Source organism: Halobacteriovorax sp. XZX-3, assembly GCF_043196495.1.
Taxonomy (GTDB): Bacteria; Bdellovibrionota; Bacteriovoracia; order Bacteriovoracales; family Bacteriovoracaceae; genus Halobacteriovorax_A.
In genome coordinates this window covers 744,207-762,406 of sequence record NZ_JBEBMO010000002.1, presented here as the reverse complement: position 1 = coordinate 762,406, position 18,200 = coordinate 744,207, and the positions used below count along the sequence as shown (strand labels likewise).

Sequence of the window (18,200 nt, the reverse complement as noted above, 5' to 3'; positions counted from 1 at the left end):
GTAACCGTAATTGGGTATAAATAATCGACCAAGGAGTTAGCTATTGGCTTCATTTACAAGCTTTGAATTTTTCATTCGATTATCAACAACCTTATTACTAGAAACGATTTCATTTAATGGTGTGTTTGAAAGAACAAAGTATGTGATTAGTCCTGCCATGATACCTGGGGCAACTTCATAGATAGTCGCACCGTAACCAAGATTCATCCAAACGATTGTCACGACTCCACCAACAATAACCATAGAAATAGCAGTTATTTCAGATACCTTCTTACCAATTGCATAGATAAAAAGGAGTGGGCCAAAGCAAGCAGCTAGTATTGACCAAGAAAGAAGAACCAACTCAAACACATTCTTGCTTCCAAAAAGGGCAACACAAAGAGCAATAATTGTCGTACCTGCTGTTGCTAGCTTTGTTAGATAAATATTATCTGATTTTTTAGGTAAAATATCTCTCGTAAAAGCTGCAGAACAACTAAGTACCTGAGAGTCGGCAGTCGACATTGTTGCAGCAAAAATACCTGCAAGGACAACACCAATCAGTAATTCAGGTAGAAGTTTTTGACTCATTAAAGGTAGTGCGAGTTCAGCATCAAAATTTGCTGAGCTTGGTAAGAGAAGTCTTGCAGTTAGACCAACACCAATTGTTAAAATTGTAAAAGCAATAAACCATGCATAGTAATACAATTTAGTCTTTGCCATATTCTTAGTATCATCAATTGTCATAAATCTAATCATGATATGTGGTTGTCCAATAACACCAAAACCAGCAAATACCCAACCTAATATAAATAAACCGATTCCCGTTCCACCTGGTACATTAAGTCCAGTTGGAGTGAAACTCAAAAACCCAGGAGATACAGAATCTAGTTTTGTCACATATGAATTAAATCCACCAACTTCATTGATTCCAACAAAGAAAAGTAGCCCCATTGCAATAATCATGACAAATGATTGAGCTGCATCTGTCCAAATTGATGCGCGAATCCCACCTGATAGACAGTAAGCAAAAACAATGACTGCACCGATAATAGCACCAGTACTATAATCCCATCCAAAGAGAACGTGTAAGGCCTTAGACCCTGCCTTGAATTGAGCAGCAGCATAAACACCTAAAAATAAGATAGTAATGATACCGACTAATAATCTAAGTTTCTTAAAACTTGTTCCACGTTGCCAACGAGAAAGAACACCTCCAAAGCTTAATAGGTTTTCTTTTTCAGTAACATCTCTTAGCTTCTTGTGAACAAAGAAACTCATGACCATATCACCAACAATCCAACCAATCATTACCCAAGAAGACTGAAGTCCACTCGTATAGGTATAGCCAATAAGGCCAATAAACATATATCCACTATTATTTGTTGCCACAGCAGATAAAGCTGCAAGCCATGGTGGTGTGGAATGTCCTGCTAATAAATAGTCAGAATTATTTTTCTTACTTTTTAAACTTGAAGAAACTCCAATCAAAACAAAGAGGAGTAAAAAAAAGAGGAAACTGTAAACAATCATTTAACAATCCTTTTTTTGGCACAGCTATCCGTTCACTTAAAGAATACAAAGCGCTAGCGAACAAGATGAGCTCTTGCTTATTAATAAAATACTAAATTAAAAACTTATTCATTAGAGTATCGAGAGGCAATTCTCTTCATCTTCAATTAGGCTTCGACGAAGGAAAGATGTCTCTCTTAGCGCCTTACCATGCCCCTCTTCACAAATAGAAGTCTTCTTTTGTACTTTAGTTTTGCGGGACTGTTTCTTATCAACGATACTATAACTTACTAATTGTACTAATTTTTCAGATTTCTTATTGTTCATTTAATTACCTTAACATTGTCTAGATTCATTAAGAATTGATTAATTTACTAATTAGGTTATCCCTAAGACTCACGTAGTTGGGCCGAGCGAAGGATCGCTTTATCAATTCCCATCCTCACAAATGCATCGACACCATTATCCTTAAAACTTTCAATCGCCTCTATCGTAACGCCCCTTTTAGACGTTACTTTCCCGATTAATTCATCTAGTTCACTCTCGCAATTAATCAATGCACTCTTTGCACTTCCTCGAAATAGTTGGCTAACGATTGCTCTGGATTCAACTGATCCTAATCCCCAATCCTTCAAAGAGTCTTCTAGAGTATTCATAAAATAATAAACAAAGGCCGGGCCAGATGCCGAAACAATGGTTACCTGATCAAAGAGTTCCTCGGTACTCATTTTTAAAATTAAAGAGCTATCAGAGAGAAGCATTTTAATAAAATCGAGTTCATCTACTTCCACATTCTTCGAAGAACTAAGAAGACAGATTCCTTCAGAGTATTCCATAGGTAAACTTGGCATCAATCTGATTACCTTTGTCGTATTTAAGAGCCTACAAATCTTTTCTTGATCGATTCCGGCCATGATAGAAATGATAACTTTCTTTGAAAGGTCCATACTCTTTAGAGACTTTGCTAATTCTTCAAATTGTTGAGGTTTACAGCCAATCAAGAAATAGTCTGCATCACAAGCTTCTTCTAAATCAACAATTGCCTTTCCCTCTACTTCTTTAGCTAGTTCAACTGCTCGAGTGTGACTTGGCGTATAAGTGAGAAATTCATTTTTTACTTTTTGGCCTCTATACATTGCACGAACAACTGCGCTGGCCATATTTCCGCAACCAATTACTGCAATTTTCTTCATCACTACTCTCCTTGCTCTATTAAATTATGATCTGACTTGTCCATCACCGACGACAACATAGCGAGAAGTCGTCATTTGTTCGACACCCATTGGCCCATAAGCATGTAGTTTCGTTGTTGAGATTCCAAGTTCAGCACCAAGGCCTAGTTGAGCACCGTCGTTAAAACGAGTTGAGGCATTAACCATGACACAACTTGCATCAACGCTTTTTAAGAACTTAAGACAATTGTCTTCATTAGTTGAAATAATACATTCTGAGTGATTACTTCCATACTCTCCAATATGCTCAATAGCATCATCAAGAGAAGAAACTGTTTTGATTGATAAAATATTATCTAAATATTCTGTCGCCCAGTCTTCAGAAGTTGCTTTAATGAATGAACCTTTTGTCTGTTTTGCAAATTCTTCATCAACTCTTAATTCACATCCTTTTGCCAAAAGTCTTTTCGCAATTTTTTCATTTACTTTAGGAAGAATGTCTTTATGAATTAGTAGTGTTTCAATTGCATTACATACACCGGTTCTTTGTGTTTTTGCATTCTCTACTAAAGTCACGGCCTTCTCAATATCAGCTTCGCTATCAATATACATATGACAAAGGCCCTGGTAATGAGCAATGACTGGCATTTTGGCATTTTCAAAAACATGATTAATTAGGCCATGTCCACCACGTGGTATAACAACATCAATCTCTTCTTTAAGACTTAGTAAATCATTTAAAACTTCGCGATTATCTGATGCTAAAACTTCAACGACACTCTTATCAACATATTTCGATATCGCCTCCTGAATGATCTGTCCTAGAACCTCATTTGAATGCTTGGCCTCTTTTCCACCTTTTAAGATGATGGCATTTGAAGATTTAAGCGCCAAGGCAGCGCAATCAACAACAACATTTGGTCGACTTTCAAAAATCATTAGGATCACCCCTAGTGGAACCCTCTGACGCTTTATCTTTAAACCGAGATCATTAGTAAATTCGTTATAAAAAGTACCAACGATTTCAGGTTGTTCCTTAATCGTTTTAACTCCAGAGATAATGTCATCAATTCTTTCATTAGAGAGCTTTAGGCGATCAACCATTGCTTTAGAAAGATCATTTTTAAAAGCAGCATCTAAATCAAGTTGATTCTTTTGTAGAATTAAATCACGATTTTTATCAAGGGCCCTAATAAGATCATCAAAAATCATTTCTTTTGTTTCACTACTCAATTGTAGCAATTCTCTTGAAGCCTTCTTTACTGTACTAGCTAATTTTTTCATCAATTATTTCCTTTTCTAAAATTAAGTTTATTGTATGGACAACCTCGATTGATGTTCGAAAACCAATAACTTCTTCGATTTCATCACTATGGCGTCCCATAATTTGTTCAACTTCACAGTGGCCATACTCACAAACCCCGGAAGCAAAAACTTCTCCATCACAAAGAATATCAACACAGTCCCCTTTATAAAATTGGCCAAAAACATCAATAATCCCTTTTGGTAAGAGTGACTTATTCTCATTAAGAGCTTCAAATGCACCTCGATCAACTTCAATATAACAATTTGGTTTTTTCATTGAGAGCAGCCATGCTTTGCGCTCTTCCGGGTCATAGGCATTTTTAGGTGCAAAGTAGGTTCCTATGTCTTTAGTGAGTGGATCTAAAATTAGGCGCTCATTTTCCATTGAACTAATAATCGCCTTTATACCTATAGGAGTAATTTTTGTGATGGCGTGAACTTTTGATTCCATTCCACCTTTTCCTACAGCAGTCTTTCCTTGATAATCCACGTCCTCTAGAACATCACTTCCAAATGGAACAATAGCGATTCTCTTTGCATCACTAAAAGCAGGATCTTTATCATATAGGCCATTTGTTGAAGTGATCATAAGCAATGCATCGGCATTAATCATCTGAGCAGTTTGCGCAGCAAGGTGATCATTGTCTCCTAAGGCAATTTCGGTAAAAGAGATCGTGTCATTTTCGTTAAGAATAGGCGTAATATTATTTTTCAAAAGTACATTTATACTTTGCTTTGCATGTAGGTTGCGCTTTCTATTTCTAAAGTCATCATGGGTTAGAAGAATTTGTGAACATATTTTTTGATTCTCTTCAAATAGTCTTGAGTATGTATTGATAAGCTTTGGTTGCCCCACGGCACTTGCAGAGTGCTGAAGATCAATTTGACCTCTTCTTGGTAAGTGCTCCTTAAGAAAAGACTTCCCCACACTAACTGCACCAGAACTTACTAGGACGATTTCGATCCCTTCATCAATTAGCTCACATATATCCTCTACTATTTTTCTAACCTTCCTTGTATCTAATTTTCCGCTGTCTTTTGTAATAACGTTACTTCCAACTTTTACAACAAGGCGCTTCACACCCTGTAGTTCTTTACGAAGTCTCATTCCTTCCCCTTATCTTGTTTAAAAACAACATGACATAAATTCCAATAAACCAAAAGTGAGAGATTTCAAGATTAGGGATAACCGAACTAACAAGTCTCTGACTAGAGTAGTCAACATATACTAGTATATTGTTTAGAGCTCTTAAAAATTTAATAAAAATTACAAAATATTCCCTACAGAATTAGGGATTGAGATTATAATATTTCCATTAACTTATGCTTTAGAAAATACAATTTGGAGAGAACTTGAAAAGAAGAATTGAAGTTATTAAGCCTGATAATTTTGAACAAGAGAATCACTTTTATCCGAAGGCCTTGAACTCACAACTACACCCTCTTGTGAGTCACTTTTTTAATTTAGATCACGAAAGAATTATCAAAAGATATAGTCATTTAAATCCACAAATTTGTACTGACACGTTGAGAGAAATTCTATCTTATGAAAGTAAGCACTTCTTCTGGGGTGGCTCTGACTTATTTTATGTAACAACTCAAGCTGGTAATCGCCGCATGGTAGTTCTTGAAACAAACTCTTGCCCTTCAGGACAGAAGTCGATGCCACCAAGAACAGATGCAGATGAGCACAGAGGTTATAAATTTCTAATCGAAAACTCATTCATACCAGCACTAAAGAAAAGAAAGAAGAAACTCCCACCCGGAGCACTAGCTGTTATCTATGATAAGAACTACATGGAAACATCGGGATATGCTTCAACTATTGCAGACCTGACAGGAGAAGAAGTTTATCTCGTTCCTCACTTCAATGGTGAAGAACAAATGGCCGATTTTGAAAACGGAGTTCTTCACATCACTCTTGAAACAGGAGAAAGAATTCCTATTCGTGCGGCTTTTAGATATGTAACTCAAAAGCCATGGAATAGAATTCCAACGACAACGAAGACCTTCATCTTTAACTCGACTCTTGTTTGTCTTTCAGGTGGACGCAATAAGCTTCTCGCAAATAAAGCCTACGAACTCTATAACTCACAAATTGCAGAATCAGGTTTAAAAATCAATATGCCTGAAACAATTAAGGATGTTAATAAATTAGAAATTCCTTTATGGGTTCAAAAGTTTGGTGGAAAAGCAGTTATTAAAATTCCTTATTCAAATGCTGGCCAAGGTGTATTTACAATCACAAACCAAGATGAGCTAGATGCCTTCATGCAAATGGATTATCCATATGACCAATTTATCGTTCAAAGTTTAATTGGTCACTATGAGTGGAGTTCAACAAGTGAGTATGGGAAATTCTTCCATATTGGGACGGTTCCAAATAAGAAAGGAAATATTTATATCGCCGATCTAAGACTTATGGTCTACTCTTCACCTAAAGGCTTTATGCCATGTGCAGTTTATGCTCGTCGAGCGAGTAAACCTCTTGAAGCAACATACCCAAAAAATAGTTGGGAAGTTCTAGGAACAAACTTATCAGTAAAGAAAGGTGAAAACCTATGGGACTCTGACACATCAAGACTAATGCTAATGGATCAAAAAGATTTTAATTCACTAGGAATTGGTACTGACGATCTAATTGAGGCCTACATACAAACAATTCTAACAATTGTGGCCATTGATAAGATGGCAGAACAACTTATAAGTAAGAAAGGGACTTTCAGAACAAAACTTTTTAGAAGTTTAGATAATGATAACTCTCTCTTTAACGAGATCATGATCTCATAGCATAGGAAGTACAATGGGTGGAATACAAGTCATTAAGACCACTGAAGAAATTGATTTAAACTCTTTTGCAAAAGGTGAAGTACACCGTTTACAAATACACCTTTCAGATAACGCACTAGGAGTACCTTGGCGCGTGCCGATCATTATTATGAAAGGAATTGAGGATGGGCCAGTTGTTGGGATTACAGCAGCTGTTCACGGAAATGAACTAAATGGTATCTCAACAATTTTTAAAGTTATTGAAGAGATTGATCCGAAGAACTTGAAAGGAACTCTCATCATGGTTCCTATTAGTAACGTACCTGGTTACCTTACAAATCAGCGTCGCTTTATTGATAATGTTGACTTAAATCGTATTATGCCAGGTAAACTTACTGGGAACCCTAGTAATGTTTATGCTTACTACTTCACTCAAAAAATTGTTTCGAAGTTTGACTACCTACTCGATCTTCATACAGCAAGTCATGGCCGTGTGAACAGTCTTTACTTAAGGGCCGATCTTGAAAAAGAAGAAACAAGAACCCTGGCCTTCTTGCAAAACCCACAAATTATTGTTCAAAAATATGATGAAGAAGGAACGCTAAGAGCATGGGCGAATGAACAAGGAATTCATGCTATTACTGTTGAAATCGGTAATCCAAATGCTTTCCAACATGCTCTAATTGATGAGACTCTCGATGGAATTAAGAACACACTTCGCTACTTCTCTATGATTGAAGGCGATGTGAAAGATATGATTACTGATGCAACAATTTGTGACCATTCTTACTGGATTTATTCAACAAAAGGTGGAATTGTTGATGTCCTTCCAAAACTTACTCATCGAGTGCAAAAAGGCGAAGTCATCGCAAAAGTTTACGATGTCTTTGGACAAGTTAAAGAAGTGATTTGTGCTGACCGTTCTGGAGTTGTTATTGGAAAGAATGTTAGACCTAACTGCGAGGCAGGACAACGTATTGTGCACCTTGGAGTAGACCTAAAAGAAGCATTACCGGAAGAAATTCCTGGCCACGATGATTTTGAAATTTCAGAGAAATAAAAAAAACCAAGGGGGATTCAATCCCCCTTTTTTTATAAATTCACATTAAGTGTTAGTCCAACATTTGTGCGATCGGCACGAATATCTTCTGCAATGAAGCGAATATTAGGTGCAATTGAGATATCGCGATTAAAGAAGTATGTAGCTGCAATAGTTTGTTGAAGAACGCGCTTTTCAAGTTTACTCTCACGTCTTAGTGTATAGCGAGAGAAGATATCTGAAATAAGTCTTAAAGAAATATTGCGCTTCAAGTACATTTCAGTTGATAAACTTATCTGATACTCTCTTTCTCTTTGATATGGAAGAAGCGAGATATCAAAACCCATATACTTTGTCGTCGACTTATCAAAGAAGTACTGAGTCAAAGTGGCAGTTGCCGCAATATAAGCGAATTTAGAAATACGGTACGCCATTGCTTGTGAAAAAGCGGCAGCAGAATGATAACCATAATCTTTTTCTGTTCCACGAGTTACATACTGATACTTTAGAAATGAAACATTTTGTAATTCACCAATTGTGTATGTTTTAAAGTATGAAAGAACAGGATTATCAATATCAAGCTCTTGTGAGTTGTCATCAAATTCTTTTTGAATAGAAGCTGTCGATGCCGTGTGGTTTGAATGAAATGGAGTTGCCATATACATTCCAGCTTGAAGAGAAATATTATCTGATTTCGTGAGGCGATATTTAGCACCAAAGACACCAGATATATTTGTCAAAGAAGGATTACCTTCTGCATTCTTAATATTAGGTCTTTCTGCACTTGTTAAGTCATTAATTGCACCACCTTTGTAAGCAAAAGTTGAGTAAAATGACCAACGCTTAAGTGAGCCCGACAAAGTCTTTAAAGTTGGGTTTTCGATTACCTCTTCCTTTGTATTAAAAGATTCGGCTTTTTTTACTTCTGCCTTTGACTCATTTGCCGGGGCAGCAGATATAGTAATTGAAAGTATTGAGAAAAATAGTAACGTTACTAGCTTCATTGTCTCTCCGTTAGTTAAAAAAGCTTAAAAAGCTTTCGCTATTATTTGTAGTTTTGTATTTAGTTTCGCCAACGAGGTCATTAGCAATCATGGCCGAGCGCCAAGACATTAAACTTGTTTGTGGATCTGCTACACCATGGCCATGGCGACTAAAATTCATTGAATAGATCTTCCCGTTTTCAATCGTAGTCTGGATGCTATAATCCTGTCCTACAATTATGCGCCCCTTAGAATCCTTTGTAATCTTATCCGCAATTCCATCCAGAAAACTAGGTAGAACACTTTTAAAACCTGTCGCCAAGATAACAATATCGGCGTCGATAAATTCTTCGTTTTGATTAAGTAAATTATCAACGACTAATTTATATGATGCCCCTTGCTTCTCAATCGCCTTAAGCCAGCGCATTGGAGAAATTGTATAATCAGGAAGTTTCTTTAAATAGAATCGGTCAAGATATAGTTCATTATACATTTCTTGTAAGTATTGAGGAGTGTTACCATCACTAGCTAATAACTGGCTTTGAGTATATGAATCTTTTTGCTCTTGAGATAGAGAGTGAAAATTAAGTACAAATTCAGGTGTAAATATTTCATTTGTAAATGGAGCTTCATCAAGTGGTTGTAAATTATGTCTTCCGCTTAACAAGGTAACCTTTTCTACTTTTCCCCACATTCCATTTAGAGCATTTCTAAATGTTTCGACTCCCGTCTGTCCCCCACCGATAACAACAACTTTCTTACCTTTAAGATCAAGTTTCTTCATTTGCTTAGACTTAGCGTGAAAAAGAGTCTCAGACAGGAATGGCCTTGCACATTCTGGTATATTTTTAGTTGGGCCAGAAGCGACACAAATATTTTTTGTAAAGTAACTCCCACCTTCCTTAATCACCTCAAATTTTTCACCATCGTGCTTTATATCAATTACCTTAGAGTCGAAATCAATATCATCACAAAGTTGTTTTGAAACCCACTTGCAATAGTCTTGAAACTCATAGCGGTTAATCGCCTTACGATCTGTATTTAAGAAGTGATAAAATTGTCCATTTTCAACTAAGTAATTTAGAAAACTAAAGATACTTTTAGGATCAACAGGTGTGACAAGATCCTTTAAGAAAGAAGTTTGCATCATCGCATCACCAAACATCAACTCAGGATGCCAACTAAATTCTGGTTTGTTATCTAAGAATTTACTATTAATTTCACTTAAAGGATTTAAAAGAGCTGCTAAACTCAAATTAAACGGTCCTAAACCGATTCCAACAATGTCATATATATTCTGCATTTAACTACCTCAACTCAACCCTAACTATTTTTAACAAGAGGATTTTTAATATTACTTCCAAGCATTGGTTTAAGCCTTTCCCCTGTTTCGCTGTAACCAGCTACAAAGCGAACAGTATTAACCAATACCTTTTCAAATTCATTTCTTAATAAATTAACCTTACCAACAGGAGAACAATCGACTTGATAGTTTGCTATAACTTCACCAAGTAAGTGATAAAAGTCCTTTTCTTTAAAACCTAGACATTCTTCAACAACTCTCGAGAAGTAGCGTAAGACTGTGATAAAGTGTCCTGTGATAAGATCGTGAATCAAATACTCTGGTGGTAACTTATCAAGCTCAACACCAAAATCAGCTTCGCTATGCTTTGAATCAGATGCCATTCTAAAGTCACCATGAAAGTCTTTGATAATAAGTTTATTAGGTCTTGCACCTTTAAGAGTCAGTATCGTATTTTGTCCGTGAGCAACAAGGCCCAATCCATGTTCTACTTGTAAGTGATAAAGAGGAATGACAACAACTTCAAAGTATTCTTTTAACCATTCTTTAGTACCTAGGCCCGATAATTTAATATATTCACTAACAAGAGATTGGTCATCTTTAGTGAATAATAGTGCCGCTGTAGGAATTGCGAGCTCATCATCAGCAATCTTATTCTCTACACTTTCTCGCCATACACACCCAAGTAATTCCTTATAGCGATATGAGCCACCGTCGATACGGTTAAACTCAGGTAGCGGACAGCTCATTGCTGCAACTTCTTTTAATATATCGACCTTATCAACAAGAAAGCTATCTGACTTAATGATGCTCTCAACCTTCTGTGATAAAAGATGTCCTTTTGAGACATATTTTTGAGGAATTCCTCTTACACTAGATGTATTTAAAATTGAAATTGCGACTTTTAAGTCAAATTTACTCTCACGAGAATTAGAAGATAAGGTTCTAATAGAAACCTGTGGAGTATATTCTCTTCCCATGATTCCAAGTGGTATAAGGGCATTTTGATAAATTAAGTGTGCAAATTGAACACTTATATATTTACTCCACTGCCAAGGATGTACAGGGATGAAAACAAAATCATCACTATTTGCGCCAGTTTCATGAACTAGCCCTTTAGCAAATTCAACTTCGCTAATCGACAGGGAGTCTTTATAGAGATCATTTAGTTTTAATTGTTCTTGATCAAGGCCTAATTCAAGATACTCTTTTTTTATTGCACACCAATGTAGCTTGTAGCTGTTTCGTGTTTCTGGTGCATATTTTAAGAGTTCATCACTTCCCCATCCGAGGCGTCCCTTATTCATAATAATTTTTGGGTGCCCTGAAAGAATTTGATCAATTTTATTAAAATTAAACTGTGCAATCTCATTAAGAGAAAGATTCTCTAGAGAGTGATAATGAAGGATATCTCCATAAATAGTCTGATTACCTTCTTCGATAAATTGTGCCAATGTTTCATCACTCATCTTTGTAAGGTATTGAGTCTCGTAGAAGAAATCTGCCAGAGTAAATTCCACGATAACCTTTTCACCACTTACTTTGTGAAAAGTACTTTTATCAATTTGAAGGTTTCCCCATGCACCAATACGGCCATGAAAGCTATAATAGATGCTATCATTTATCCTAAAATTAAAACGATCATCAATAAACTCAACATTAAATAGTTCTTCAAACTGAAGTTCTTCAATGGCCTTAATGATTAGGTTTTTATGTAATTCATAGAATAGCTGAGTATTGATCATGATTGAACCTCGCGCAAAAACCTTGTACGATCAGCTTCTAAGAGATTTGATGTTTTATGTGGAAAATCAAAAACTCCTCTATGTTCCCATCCCGGAAGAAGCCTTGCTAAAGTTAAGACCTTCTTATTATCAACACGAGGCTCCCCCCACACCTTTTGAGTTCTTTCATCATCTTCAAATAAGAATTTAGTTAAATGAAAAATTGAATCAAAAACGGCACGAGTACCTAAGAACTTCTCTTCTCCAATTAAAATGTGGATTCCTCTATCATATAGTGAAGCATCACAATAAGGAGCAATCCTATCATCAAAGCTCCAATAAACTTCGAAGTATCCAGCTTGTTCTCCATCGATATCCACAATCATTGGAAGTTGGTATGGAGAATCTTTCAGGCCCTGTACATAAGCTCTTAGTTCCTCTATCGACTTATTCATTTCCCAAAATTCATAAACATACTTCTTATTATGCCATTCATGAAACTTTTCAAGATCTTCATTCAAATCAAATGCACGAAGAGTTATCTCGTGATTATGCTTAGATTTTGCACGATAAAGCTCGCCTTCATAGACACGAGGTTTTCTTAGAAGAGTACTAATAGGATTAGGTATTTTATTATATATATCCCAAGGGTTTTCAATTGTATTTTCGTTAATATTGCTTACACAACATCTGAAATTTCCTTTTTGATAGAGAAAGTCACTGTTAATCAAATAATTTAGAAATGTTGATTTATGATGCGCTTTAAAAATAAAATTTCTAAATTGTCCTAAATGAAATAGCTCGGCCTTAGCATCACCATTTGCAAGCGAGATAATGGTATTAAATACTGAGTTGATAATTAAGTAGTATGTATATACTTTGTTAACATCATCAGGTGAAAGAATATTTCCCTTTGTGCCACTAATAAATTCATACTTAGAACCAAATTTTTCCACACTCTTTGTTGTAAATCCAGTCCCCTGACAATCACGGTATATTGTCCCAACAGGTAACCCATCTTTCATTTTTAGGATGATATTTTGCATATGAGCACCTAGAAGAATTCCGTGCTCTTCAGAAAGAGTAATAAACTCCCCTATGACATTTTCAAGAAAGGCTTCAAACCAGTACTTTCTTGCTAAAAAGATATTCCCGCAAGCCTTCTTTGCATTTCCCTCTACTAAGCTTAAAAGATGTGACTTTCCTGTATAAGGATTCTCTTCAGCAAGGCTACCTAGGAGAAAACAATTATCCGTCTCAAAATTTTCACGTAACTGAATTGTCGATTCAATAATAGCATTACCATCTTGTCCCTTAAGAGCAACATAGAATGGTTCATAAAGAATATGAAATTTATCACTAAAATTTGCGACCCCTTCATTTTTGAATACAGTTTCCATCTGCATTCCACGAATAGCTTCTTCTGGTTGAAGATGCCTTATCGAGTTTGTTAGCTTTACATCCATTGAATACTTAACTAAGAAAGGTGCTCCATATGAATATAGAGATCTAAGGGAAGAAAGTGCATACCAATCATTAACACCACTTGCAACTTCCACTATGCCATTAACTAATTCTTTCTCTTTTAAACGACGCCACTGCCAAGGATGCATTGGAATATAGACGAAAGAGTCATCGATCTCTTCTAAATCAAATTGAGCAAGCTTATTCATAGCAGTAGAAACTGCAAATAATTCTGCATTAGTATGGATTGATTCTTCTCTACACTTTATCCAGATCAACTTAAATCCATTAGAGAATTCAGGTGAATAAAGTTTGAGATCCTCTTCACTCATTCCCTTTTTACATTTAGGATAAGGGTGAAATGGATGTCCAAGAAGCATCTTTTGTTCACTAGTAAGGTAGCTATCAATATTCACTTGTGGATTATATTTAAGAATCAACTCGATATTATCGCGAGAGTTAATAATATTTTCGATAAAAGTAGAATCAACATTAGAAAAATTAGGCACTAAGTGAACAAGCATCTCATCAAAAGTAAGCTTTGTTTTATTGAAGTAAATATCACCAGTATAACGATGCCCACCGAGAGGAGAATATGACTCAAGTTCAAAAACAAGATCACCAATCAATACATCACTATTTTCAACATCAACTTTAACAAGATTATCTTCTGAATAATCTCTTATCATTGAGTTAACTAATGCACGAATACTATATTTATCAGCAAGCTGCCTATAATTTATATTAACCATTAGTCGCTCCGCTTAGTTCTTCTCTCGTATCTGAAGTACTGTATTTGAAACTTATTGAGATCGCCCCTACTACTAAGGCCACAAATAGAAAAAGAATATAATTTGTAAAGTTGTACTTAATAATTACACCTGACATTATCGCTCCAAGAGCGTTGCCTAGGGTTTGATAAAAACTGATCTCACTGGCAACAATCTGCTTTGGAGAGCTAGGGTTCAAGTTATAAATATGTCCCATATATAAAATTGGAATAATTGCAGCTCCAAATGAGAATAGAAGGATGAATCCGTAAAGTGTTTCTAAGCTATTTACTCTAGAGAATGAGTAGAAACTAAATAAAAGAGAAACAATTGCCAAAGTAGAGAATATTTTAGAGTTAATAAGTTTTAACTTCTTTAAAATTAACTGTGTAAGAATTATGACAAGAGATGCAAGAGTCAGCAGCCAATAGATAGTAGCGGATTGCTTAATTTGACCAATTAATATGTCTCCAACCACACTCGTGATACTAGTGTGAAAAAATGAAGTCATAAATGTATAAATCAATGGAATAAAAAGAAGTGGCATTATCAATTGCTTAGTATCAGAATCTTTCTTTCCAGCGATAGTTTGAATTTCGTTGATTCCGCTCTTAAAATCAAATGGAATTGTTAAAAGAAGCATAACGATCAAAACCACTAAGCTCAAATTGAGATTAAATGCGAGAAGTCCACCTAGTACCAATCCAACAAGCCTTCCAGCATTTAGAAAAATAGTTGTTTCAAGAATACCACTATGAGTATCTTTGTATCGGCCAATCTTAACAATTTGAGAAAAAGGAATAATAGAGCTTGCACTCAATGCATAAATAATTCGAGATATAACAAAGAAAATGAGAGACAGCCTAACATTACCAGAAGTAAATGTTGCTAAAAGGGCCAGATTCGACATGAGCAATCCAAACTGAGCAATTCGATAGATAGTCTTGGCCTTAAGTTTAGAAAAAAGTGCGGCCCACTCCTTTGTCATAAAAAGAAAGAAGAAGATCGAAAACCCATAGATAATTATGATTGATGTAATATCAAGATTCGTTACCATAGCAATTTTCGGTATAAGACCAAGAAGTATAGTTTGGGCCGCACCAAAAACAAAACAAAGGCATGAGATGGCCTTAGTAAAATTGTCACTTATTTGAAGTTGAGAACTCAAGAGATACTCTCCTTCTGAATTCTCTTCTTTTTTCTTAGAGAAGAAATAAAAACTATCAAATCACGCCAAGAGAAAACTAAGTAGACTAAAAATAGTGCACTTAAAATCCATTTAAAATCAGAAGTAACAAAGAAAATGACAAAAACAAATAAGCTAGGAAGTAGAATCTCAGTAAACGAAATATTTACATCACTTATTAAATTACCATTATACTGCTCACTCCTTGCTACTAAGTATTTTTTTCTAAATAAGAAAATATAGATTCCACTAATTGGAATAAAAGAAGAAATAAGACCGAAAAGACTCCAAATAATCTTAAGAATGACTCCACCATAATCGCCAAAGTGCAGAGGTTCTGAAAGAATGAGAAGTTCTAAGTACCATGGTAACGTTACTGTGCGGTTTAACTTTCCTGTTATTCCATCAATATAAGCGATCTCGTGATGATGACTTTCATTTTCCATCAATACAACAAATTGATTTGGTACTGAGAATTCATTATCAGGAAAAGAAATAAAGTCATATTCTAAATGAGCAAGTTTTGATTCTAGTTCTTTTAAAATTGTTGTGACCGATACATACTTTGCATTTTCGATGACAATTGCATTCTCTTGCTGGGCCTTTACATTTCCTCTTAAAAAGAGATCAATTAATGTACTATTGAATGCTAAGATCGCTCCAGTAAAAGTAACAATAAAAAGCCATGCAAGTGTTTTAACGCCGATTATTTTATGAAGACGCCCAAGCATAATTCGAGAGTTCATTGTTCTTACGTTACGGTAGAACATATTTGCAATAAAAGCACCACTTAGAAGAGCTACGAGAAAGAACACTCCCATAAGCCCTATTAAAATTTTACCTTTTCCACCTAAGAGTAACTCACGATGTAGCTTTAAGACGAAATCAATAAAGACCGTAGGCTTGACTTGATTTGATGTCAGCACATTACCAGCAAGATCAAATTTTAATCTTGTTGCACCTTTAAACTTTTCAACACCTGGCTCTGTTATTCGTGCTTGAATATCACCATCATCACCTTTAAAAATTGAAAGTACTTTTTTATCTTTGTAAATTTCATTTTCATGTATGTAATTTTCAATTTTTGAAAGAGAGGATTGATCTGAAACAAAAGCGCTCTGCTGTTCTACCGAATGAACAGGAGATAATTCGTGACGCCAAACGAGAACAACTCCTGTTAAGCCTAACAAGAGAAAGTTAATCGCTAGGACTAAGCCTAGAATACGATGAATTTTTAAAAATTTTCTTACTAATGAGCTCATAAAAATTAAAAAAGCAGGAACCTTATACTTTCTTACGAAAGAAAGGCCCTGCTTAATATCAAGGATTTTTTATAGTCTTTTATAAACCATAAAATCGATACCAATATGTGTTGCACCTTCGCCGCAAACTTCAGCTGCACCAGTTGCAGGAACCATAATTGTTGCGTGGTGAGGGTGTCCCCAGTATAGGTAATCATTGTTTGCAAGTTGAGCATCAAGAACTGCCTTACCTTCTGAACAATCTGCTGAAGCATCAACCTTAGAGAAAGCTCTTGAATCGACTAGGTCAATTGTAGAAGCTGCGTTGTCTGCAAATAGGATTGAAGAGTATGAACACTCAATACCATCTACATTCTCAAAAGTTGCCTTGATTAGAATATTATCTAGTGTGTAATCAGTTGAAAGCTTTTCAAATTTAACATTCATGTTGTTGTGAGAAGCCGGTGCATTTGTGTAGTCAGTAAATGCTGCACATACATAACCTTTATGCTGTGCAAGCCATCTCTCACCTTCAAGAACAAGGTCAGTGTTTGCGATAGCTGAAACTGATAGTAGTGATAATAAAGCTATAAGTGATTTTTTCATCATGTTTATTCTCCTTTAAGTTTATGAAGAATAAATATCTGAACGAGTTTGAGGTGTCAAACAATAATCTACATATTTAAACAAATGATTGCTAATAAAGACACTTTTTGAAATAAATACTTAAAATTTGGTGAAAGTGGCCCTGTTTGGAGACATCAACAGGGCCTTTTTGTTAGATTTAGCGAATTGGATCACGCCCTTCGATCTTACTAAGGATGCGAGTTTCGCCAGACTTTTTAAACTTTGATTTAAACGAATTAGAAGAATGAACAACTTCATTCTCTAGGTTACGATGAGAGCTCACCTCTTGTGAATCGTATTTATGTTCACAAAGGGATTCAGCTGTTGCCGAAAGGCTCACCATACTTGCACCAATAATTAGTGTCGTAAATAATGTATGAACTTTCATATCCATCTCCTTTGATGATTAATTATCCGTTAATTAATCTTCGCAAGAAATAGGATTAAAATAAAATACTGAGTCTTTATGACGCCATAGAGATTACCTATTAAACCATGCAATGGACTTAAGTCCATTTTTAACGAGGCCATAATAACTCTTTATTCGATCATTTTGAAAATGGTGTGTTTCACTAATAAATGAGACTATTTTTTTTCGATTAAATGCCATTGCCCAATCATATGCACTCATTCCTGAATCATTTATTTCGCAAAGCTTTGCTCCATATTGAATAAGTAATTTTACGATTTTTAAATCACCTTTTAAGCAAGCTAGCATCAATGCAGTATTGCCAAGGCCATCTTTAGCTATTGGATTTGCACCAGCACTAAGTAGTGTATGACAAAAGTCAAAGTGACCACGATGAGTGGCCTCTAAGAGTGGCGTATAACCTTTTTCATTTTTGACCTCTAAGTTACATTCTTCATTTGTAAGTATGTAAATACTTAACTCACCTACATCACCACTTCGTGCCCAATCAAAAATTTTAGTCATAACTTCTCCTGATAGATAATTCTACGGAGAAGCCATCTCGTCTATAAAGTGAAGATGGGATAAGTTTAATTAAGCCCCTTAATCGTTATTTGCCTATTATTTATTGAATTAAGCTATATTGGTGCCATACGCAAAAATCTTTCTTGTTGTATATTAAGATTTTATTAAGAATTTCATTGATCTTTTACATCA

General features: G+C 35.4%; 16 protein-coding genes. 2 read left to right on the top strand and 14 right to left on the bottom strand.

Features of this window, described 5'->3' with window-relative positions; all coding sequences use genetic code 11:
• Positions 1-36: 36 nt before the first annotated feature.
• The 5 genes from ABMA70_RS14135 to proB all read right to left on the bottom strand — a co-directional run bounded on the left by ABMA70_RS14135 (position 37) and on the right by proB (position 5,076).
• A complete protein-coding gene (locus ABMA70_RS14135; protein WP_392992588.1) occupies positions 37-1,512 on the bottom strand; it encodes a sodium/proline symporter in 1,476 nt (491 codons plus the stop codon).
• A gap of 111 nt (positions 1,513-1,623) precedes the next feature.
• Positions 1,624-1,818 carry a hypothetical protein gene (locus ABMA70_RS14130; RefSeq protein ID WP_103218133.1) on the bottom strand — a complete coding sequence of 65 codons (195 nt, stop codon included), beginning with the start codon at positions 1,816-1,818 and terminating at the stop codon, positions 1,624-1,626.
• A 62-nt stretch (positions 1,819-1,880) separates the two neighbouring features.
• Positions 1,881-2,684, bottom strand: coding sequence for a pyrroline-5-carboxylate reductase family protein (locus ABMA70_RS14125; protein ID WP_392992590.1), 804 nt, complete (start codon positions 2,682-2,684; stop codon positions 1,881-1,883).
• A gap of 24 nt (positions 2,685-2,708) precedes the next feature.
• Positions 2,709-3,947, bottom strand: coding sequence for a glutamate-5-semialdehyde dehydrogenase (locus tag ABMA70_RS14120; RefSeq protein WP_392992592.1), 1,239 nt, complete (start codon positions 3,945-3,947; stop codon positions 2,709-2,711).
• Positions 3,931-5,076 carry a glutamate 5-kinase gene (proB, locus tag ABMA70_RS14115; protein WP_103218136.1) on the bottom strand — a complete coding sequence of 382 codons (1,146 nt, stop codon included), beginning with the start codon at positions 5,074-5,076 and terminating at the stop codon, positions 3,931-3,933. Before proB ends, ABMA70_RS14120 begins: the two co-directional genes overlap by 17 nt.
• A 245-nt stretch (positions 5,077-5,321) precedes the next feature.
• Between proB and ABMA70_RS14110 the strand changes: the two genes are divergently transcribed.
• Positions 5,322-6,758, top strand: a complete 1,437-nt coding sequence (locus ABMA70_RS14110; protein ID WP_103218137.1) for a hypothetical protein — start codon at positions 5,322-5,324, stop codon at positions 6,756-6,758.
• Between the two features lie 13 nt (positions 6,759-6,771).
• Positions 6,772-7,797: a succinylglutamate desuccinylase/aspartoacylase family protein gene (locus tag ABMA70_RS14105; protein WP_103218138.1), complete on the top strand. Its 1,026-nt coding sequence runs from the start codon at positions 6,772-6,774 to the stop codon at positions 7,795-7,797.
• A gap of 32 nt (positions 7,798-7,829) precedes the next feature.
• Here the strand turns inward: ABMA70_RS14105 and ABMA70_RS14100 are convergent, their stop codons facing one another.
• The 9 genes from ABMA70_RS14100 to ABMA70_RS14060 all read right to left on the bottom strand — a co-directional run bounded on the left by ABMA70_RS14100 (position 7,830) and on the right by ABMA70_RS14060 (position 18,008).
• Entirely contained in the window at positions 7,830-8,780 is a 951-nt protein-coding gene (locus ABMA70_RS14100; RefSeq protein ID WP_392992595.1) for a hypothetical protein, read from the bottom strand.
• Positions 8,781-8,790: 10 nt separating this feature from the next.
• Positions 8,791-10,062 carry a lysine N(6)-hydroxylase/L-ornithine N(5)-oxygenase family protein gene (locus ABMA70_RS14095; protein WP_392992596.1) on the bottom strand — a complete coding sequence of 424 codons (1,272 nt, stop codon included), beginning with the start codon at positions 10,060-10,062 and terminating at the stop codon, positions 8,791-8,793.
• 20 nt (positions 10,063-10,082) lie between these two features.
• The gene (locus ABMA70_RS14090; protein ID WP_392992597.1) at positions 10,083-11,807 is read right to left on the bottom strand and encodes an IucA/IucC family protein; all 1,725 of its coding nucleotides are present in this window, start codon (positions 11,805-11,807) and stop codon (positions 10,083-10,085) included.
• On the bottom strand, positions 11,804-14,002 hold the full coding sequence (locus ABMA70_RS14085) for a GNAT family N-acetyltransferase (RefSeq protein ID WP_392992599.1): 2,199 nt from the start codon (positions 14,000-14,002) through the stop codon (positions 11,804-11,806). The genes ABMA70_RS14090 and ABMA70_RS14085 overlap by 4 nt, the downstream gene beginning before the upstream one ends.
• Entirely contained in the window at positions 13,995-15,188 is a 1,194-nt protein-coding gene (locus ABMA70_RS14080; protein ID WP_392992600.1) for a hypothetical protein, read from the bottom strand. Before ABMA70_RS14080 ends, ABMA70_RS14085 begins: the two co-directional genes overlap by 8 nt.
• A complete protein-coding gene (locus tag ABMA70_RS14075) occupies positions 15,185-16,468 on the bottom strand; it encodes a PepSY-associated TM helix domain-containing protein (protein WP_392992602.1) in 1,284 nt (427 codons plus the stop codon). The genes ABMA70_RS14080 and ABMA70_RS14075 overlap by 4 nt, the downstream gene beginning before the upstream one ends.
• A gap of 69 nt (positions 16,469-16,537) precedes the next feature.
• Positions 16,538-17,056 (bottom strand): hypothetical protein, encoded by a 519-nt coding sequence (locus ABMA70_RS14070; protein ID WP_392992604.1) that lies wholly within the window; start codon positions 17,054-17,056, stop codon positions 16,538-16,540.
• A gap of 175 nt (positions 17,057-17,231) precedes the next feature.
• On the bottom strand, positions 17,232-17,462 hold the full coding sequence (locus tag ABMA70_RS14065; RefSeq protein WP_103218146.1) for a hypothetical protein: 231 nt from the start codon (positions 17,460-17,462) through the stop codon (positions 17,232-17,234).
• 93 nt (positions 17,463-17,555) lie between these two features.
• Complete coding sequence (locus tag ABMA70_RS14060) at positions 17,556-18,008, bottom strand: ankyrin repeat domain-containing protein (RefSeq protein ID WP_392992606.1); 453 nt, start codon at positions 18,006-18,008, stop codon at positions 17,556-17,558.
• Positions 18,009-18,200 lie beyond the last annotated feature (192 nt).

What these genes read in the sequence shown, in the direction of transcription:
- ABMA70_RS14135 (WP_392992588.1), bottom strand. Translation starts at nt 1,512, where the DNA reads ATGATTGTTTACAGTTTCCTCTTTTTTTTACTCCTCTTTGTTTTGATT.
- ABMA70_RS14130 (WP_103218133.1), bottom strand. Translation starts at nt 1,818, where the DNA reads ATGAACAATAAGAAATCTGAAAAATTAGTACAATTAGTAAGTTATAGT.
- ABMA70_RS14125 (WP_392992590.1), bottom strand. Translation starts at nt 2,684, where the DNA reads ATGAAGAAAATTGCAGTAATTGGTTGCGGAAATATGGCCAGCGCAGTT.
- ABMA70_RS14120 (WP_392992592.1), bottom strand. Translation starts at nt 3,947, where the DNA reads ATGAAAAAATTAGCTAGTACAGTAAAGAAGGCTTCAAGAGAATTGCTA.
- proB (WP_103218136.1), bottom strand. Translation starts at nt 5,076, where the DNA reads ATGAGACTTCGTAAAGAACTACAGGGTGTGAAGCGCCTTGTTGTAAAA.
- ABMA70_RS14105 (WP_103218138.1), top strand. Translation starts at nt 6,772, where the DNA reads ATGGGTGGAATACAAGTCATTAAGACCACTGAAGAAATTGATTTAAAC.
- ABMA70_RS14100 (WP_392992595.1), bottom strand. Translation starts at nt 8,780, where the DNA reads ATGAAGCTAGTAACGTTACTATTTTTCTCAATACTTTCAATTACTATA.
- ABMA70_RS14095 (WP_392992596.1), bottom strand. Translation starts at nt 10,062, where the DNA reads ATGCAGAATATATATGACATTGTTGGAATCGGTTTAGGACCGTTTAAT.
- ABMA70_RS14090 (WP_392992597.1), bottom strand. Translation starts at nt 11,807, where the DNA reads ATGATCAATACTCAGCTATTCTATGAATTACATAAAAACCTAATCATT.
- ABMA70_RS14085 (WP_392992599.1), bottom strand. Translation starts at nt 14,002, where the DNA reads ATGGTTAATATAAATTATAGGCAGCTTGCTGATAAATATAGTATTCGT.
- ABMA70_RS14075 (WP_392992602.1), bottom strand. Translation starts at nt 16,468, where the DNA reads ATGAGCTCATTAGTAAGAAAATTTTTAAAAATTCATCGTATTCTAGGC.
- ABMA70_RS14070 (WP_392992604.1), bottom strand. Translation starts at nt 17,056, where the DNA reads ATGATGAAAAAATCACTTATAGCTTTATTATCACTACTATCAGTTTCA.
- ABMA70_RS14065 (WP_103218146.1), bottom strand. Translation starts at nt 17,462, where the DNA reads ATGAAAGTTCATACATTATTTACGACACTAATTATTGGTGCAAGTATG.
- ABMA70_RS14060 (WP_392992606.1), bottom strand. Translation starts at nt 18,008, where the DNA reads ATGACTAAAATTTTTGATTGGGCACGAAGTGGTGATGTAGGTGAGTTA.